5 protein-coding genes are annotated in these 4,788 nt (G+C 41.7%); all 5 read right to left on the bottom strand.

Annotated elements, in window-relative coordinates; genetic code table 11:
* Window positions 1-371: 371 nt before the first annotated feature.
* The 5 genes from JCM9140_RS21470 to JCM9140_RS21450 all read right to left on the bottom strand — a co-directional run bounded on the left by JCM9140_RS21470 (window position 372) and on the right by JCM9140_RS21450 (window position 4,001).
* Entirely contained in the window at window positions 372-626 is a 255-nt protein-coding gene (locus JCM9140_RS21470; protein WP_034751557.1) for an HPr family phosphocarrier protein, read from the bottom strand.
* 32 nt (window positions 627-658) lie between these two features.
* Window positions 659-1,612: a DNA-binding protein WhiA gene (gene whiA / locus JCM9140_RS21465; protein ID WP_034751555.1), complete on the bottom strand. Its 954-nt coding sequence runs from the start codon at window positions 1,610-1,612 to the stop codon at window positions 659-661.
* 62 nt (window positions 1,613-1,674) lie between these two features.
* On the bottom strand, window positions 1,675-2,616 hold the full coding sequence (gene mgfK, locus JCM9140_RS21460; RefSeq protein WP_034751553.1) for a gluconeogenesis morphogenetic factor MgfK: 942 nt from the start codon (window positions 2,614-2,616) through the stop codon (window positions 1,675-1,677).
* Window positions 2,613-3,509: an RNase adapter RapZ gene (gene rapZ, locus JCM9140_RS21455; RefSeq protein WP_439644323.1), complete on the bottom strand. Its 897-nt coding sequence runs from the start codon at window positions 3,507-3,509 to the stop codon at window positions 2,613-2,615. The genes mgfK and rapZ overlap by 4 nt, the downstream gene beginning before the upstream one ends.
* A 24-nt stretch (window positions 3,510-3,533) precedes the next feature.
* Window positions 3,534-4,001, bottom strand: a complete 468-nt coding sequence (locus tag JCM9140_RS21450) for an NUDIX hydrolase (protein WP_156314961.1) — start codon at window positions 3,999-4,001, stop codon at window positions 3,534-3,536.
* Between the last annotated feature and the right edge of the window lie 787 nt (window positions 4,002-4,788).

Raw genomic sequence — 4,788 nt, 5'->3', positions numbered from 1 at the left:
GCGGGAAATAGAGGTAGGGGTGAGACCCCACAGGCGCAGCCGAGGAGGCTCAACACCTCCCCGCGGAAAGCGAGTGGCTGCAGCGCAATGGAACGAACATCGGAAAGGCTACCAAACCATCTCCATTTGTTATTCGTCTATGTTTTTTTCAAAGGGTACCAAATTAAAGTTTTATCTCATAGTGCAATGGAGCGGAAGCCACTCGACTCCTGCGGGAAATAGAGGTAAGGTTGAGACCCCACAGGCGCAGCCGAGGAGGCTCAACACCTCCTTGCGGCTGCGAGTGGCTGTAGCGCAATGGAACGAACATCGGAAAACTACCAAAACAAAAAAAAGACACCGTTTCGCGTGAGCAATCGGTGCCTTCTAAATTATTCTGATTCAATAAATTGACTTAACGTCTCAAGAGCCTCTGCTTCATCTTTTCCATCTGTAATCAGCGTAAAAGTTGTTCCGTGCGCCATTGCTAAACTCATTAACCCCATAATGCTTTTCGCATTTACTTTTTTCTCACCTTTTTCAATAAACACTTCAGCTGTAAATTTACTTGCCTCTTGAACAAATAAAGCTGCTGGTCTAGCTTGTAATCCTGATTTTCTTTGAACTGTTACTTCTTTTTTTAACATATTATATTCCTCCCAAAGTATGATTTTTTATTTTACTTAATTTGGATGTCTTGACCATTGCGAAGTTTATCAGCAATTTGATCAATTTTCCGTAAACGGTGGTTCACTCCAGATTTACTAACCGTCCCACCATCAACCATTTCACCTAGTTCTTTTAAGGTAACATCTTGGTGCAACACACGTAATTCTGCAATTTCTCTCAATTTCGTTGGAAGTTGATCCAACCCAATCATTCGATCGACAAAGCGAATGTTTTCTACTTGCCTTAAGGCTGCTCCAACCGTTTTATTCAGGTTAGCTGTCTCACAGTTAACAAGGCGATTAACCGAATTTCTCATATCTTTCATAATTCGAACATCCTCAAAATACAACAGGGCCTGATGTGCGCCAATGATATTTAAGAATTCGGTTATTTTTTCGCTTTCTTTCATATACGTAATGAACCCCTTTTTGCGTTCCAATGTTTTTGCATTTAATTGATATTCGTTCATTAATTCACATAAGGAGTCATTATGTTCTTCATAATTTGAAAATATTTCCAAGTGATAAGAGGATGTTTCCGGATGATTAATCGACCCACCCGCTAAAAAAGCTCCTCTTAAATAAGCACGCTTACAACATTTTGCCTTTGTTAATTGTTTTGAGATCGTCCGATGAAAAACAAAACCTTCGCCTAAAATACCTAGTTGCTCTAACAGCTCCTTCGCTTCATGTTGCATGCGAACGAGGTAAACATTGTTTTTTTTCAATCTCATCTTTTTTCGAACTAATAGCTCAACAAACATCGAGGGGTACACTCTTTTAATAAGAGTGTACATTCTTCTAGCAATCGCTGCATTCTCGGTTGTTACATCTAATCCAAGCTTCATCTGACTGAATGAAAGCGATCCATTCATACGGATCAATGCAGCAAGCTCCGCTGTCGCACAGCAATCTTCTTGGTCAATTTGCGTTAATTCTTTTTTTGTTTTGGCTGCAAAGGACACTGTCCTCACTCCTTTCAGCCGTGTAGCTCTCTAATCGTTTTCTACACGAACAATAGCCCTATCTACATTCGCAATATCGCCTTCGAGACTTTCGTTGCATCATGACGAAGCATATTTTCGCGTTCAATGACAAAATGGTCGAGTACAATCGAAACACCCATTGAACTAATTCTACTTACATCAACGGCTACCGGTTCGGCACCTTCTTGCTCATACCGTGCTTGTAATTGAGGAGCAATTGGGGCTCCATGAACAATGATTTCATCCACTAATTTGTCTCCACAATGATCTAATATTGCTTGTATATGATCAGCTGCAGAATACCCATCTGTCTCGCCGTTTTGTGTCATCACATTACAAATATACACCTTACGAGCCTTTGAACGACGAATCGTTTCAACTACTCCAGGTACAAGTAAGTTCGGAATCACGCTTGTGTAAAGGCTACCAGGCCCAAGTACAATAATATCTGCTTCTTCAAGTGCACGTATCCCTGATTGCAATGGCGTTACATTTTCAGGTGTTAAAAACACTCGTTTGATTCGCTTTTTTTCAAGTGGAATCAATGATTCTCCTGAAATGATGCTCCCATCTTCCATTTCAGCATTTAACACAATGCTGCTATTGGCAGCTGGGTAAACGTTCCCACGAACATTAAGCACTTTGCTTAACTCAGCGATTCCTCTTGAAAAATCACCGGTAATGGAAGTCATTCCGGCAAGGAGTAGGTTGCCTAATGAGTGACCTGTTAAACCATTTCCATTCGCGAAACGATGTTGAAACAACTCTTCCACTAATGGTTCAACCTCAGACAAGGCAACCAATACATTGCGCACATCTCCTGGTGGAGGTATGTTTAGTTCTTTTCGGAGGCGTCCCGAACTGCCGCCATCATCAGCAACTGTTACGATAGCAGAAATATCAACAGGGAATGTTTTTAACCCTCTTAATAAAACTGATAACCCGGTTCCTCCTCCAATCACAACAACATTTTTCTTTTTCACTTTATTGTCCCTTTTCCTTTGTCTTTCTCAATATCACGATGGCTCACATGCAACACATATTCATCCGCAAACGCTTCACCAAAGTGCTCAGCCAGTGTAACAGAACGGTGTTTCCCACCCGTACAACCAATACCGATGACAACTTGGCTTTTTCCTTCTCGCTTGTATTGCGGCAGCATAAATTTCAATAAATCCGTAAGTTTTTCAATAAATTGCTGTGTTTCAGACCACTTTAAAACGTATGATGAAACTTCTTCATCCAACCCTGTTTTTGGTCTCATGTGATCAATGTAATGTGGATTCGGAAGGAAACGCACATCAAAAACGAGGTCTGCGTCAATTGGCATGCCATATTTGAATCCGAATGACATCACATTTACAGTAAAGGGATGTTTTTCACTAACAGAAAACCGTTGAATGATTCGCTCACGCAACTGGATCGGTTTCATATCTGTTGTATCAATAATTTGTTGTGATCTGCCTTTCATATCTTCAAGCATTTCACGCTCCAGCTGAATCCCTTCAAGTGGCAGCCCATTTGGAGCTAGTGGATGAGAACGTCTTGTTTCTTTGTATCGTTGAACAAGCTTCGCATCTTTTGCATCCAAAAATAAAATTTGCAAGTTGGCATGTAAATGTGGTGAATGACTAATTGTATCAATCGTCTCAAACAGGTGATCGAAAAATTTACGACCACGTAAATCAATGACTAAAGCGACCTTATTCATTTTTCCATTTGAACCTTCGATAAGCTCAATAAATTTCGGAATAAGAGCCGGGGGTAAATTATCGACACAAAAATAGCCAAGGTCCTCAAAGCTTTGAACCGCAACTGTTTTGCCTGCCCCCGACATTCCTGTAATGATTACAATCTGAATTTCTTCATGTTCGATACTCACCCGAATCACCTCTTTTTCCTATTCTGAAGTTAATCGAAATGAAACAAGTTCCATCTCTTTTGTATAATAAAACGTTCCGTGCATAACCCCATCTTCGTATAAAACATGTTGAAACATATGTTTATCACCTGCGGCCATTGGCAACCCAGAAACGTCTTTTATATCTTTCCATTCAAGCTTTCCTTCTGGAGATTCTTCAAACATTTCACCTTTATAGCTAGTAGCATGAAAGGTGAACATCATCCATTCATCTACCGGTTGATCCTTTTCAAGAACGACTATGGTAAATACAGCACGAAGTTTCGCATCTTCCACTTGGAGACCTGTTTCCTCTCGGAATTCACGCTCAGCCGATTCTTTTATCGATTCACCAAGTTCCATTTTACCACCTGGCGCTACCCACCAGCCACGACTTGGCTTTTGTAACAATAATGCCTTATCTTCGTTTGTTAACACACAGTTCGTAATCCGTTGCAACAGCTTCACCTCTCGTTCTATTACCTTATTATACAATTAATTGAAAGGTCAAACAATTGCTAGAATTAGGGAAAATTTATGAACGGAACCTTTTATAGGCAAAAAAAGGGCACGGACTTGAAACGTCCGTGCAAAGTATATAAAAAAGGGGGTCAATTACTTATTTATATCTTACCCAATTTATATTTCACACGTGTTACAACAGGATTAACGTTTGATATCAAAAAGGATGGTTTTTCCTTTTTCCTTTTTGATATGTTACAAAGCAGGGAGGATTGAGCGCTCTTAAAAAAAAAAATGCAAGGCGTGTGGAGAAACATAAGATTTACCTTTTTATCGGGGTTCGTTCCATTGCGCTGCAGGTACTTGCTTTCCGCGGGGAGGAGCCAAGCCTCCTCGACGTTCCGTCTGTGGGGTCTTGCCTTTCCTCTACTTCCCGCAGGAGTCAAGTACCTTCCGCTCCATTCCACTGAGTGCTCCCCTTTCGCACATCATTCCCTCTCTTTGGTTCCCTTTCCACCTGATCGAGTCTCAGTTTCGGGTACCATTCCCGCTCTTTAATTCCCTTTTTCCTGCTTGCCCCTCGGTTTCGGGCATCATTCCTTCTCTTTGATTCTCTTTTTCCTGCTCGACCCTCGGTTTCGGGCACCATTCTCGCTCTTTGATTCCCTTTTCCTGCTCGGCCCTCGGTTTCGGGCACCATTCCCGCTCTGAAGGATAGAGAAGCATCCGAGCAGGAGAATGACACGGAGACTCCTGCGGGAGCAGTGACCCACGTGTGAGACCCCGCAGGCGT

Source organism: Halalkalibacter wakoensis JCM 9140 (assembly GCF_000513095.1).
Taxonomy (GTDB): domain Bacteria; phylum Bacillota; class Bacilli; order Bacillales; family Bacillaceae_D; genus Halalkalibacter; species Halalkalibacter wakoensis.
The sequence above is the reverse complement of the archived record's forward strand: the minus strand, read 5'-3'. Positions and strand labels throughout refer to the sequence as shown.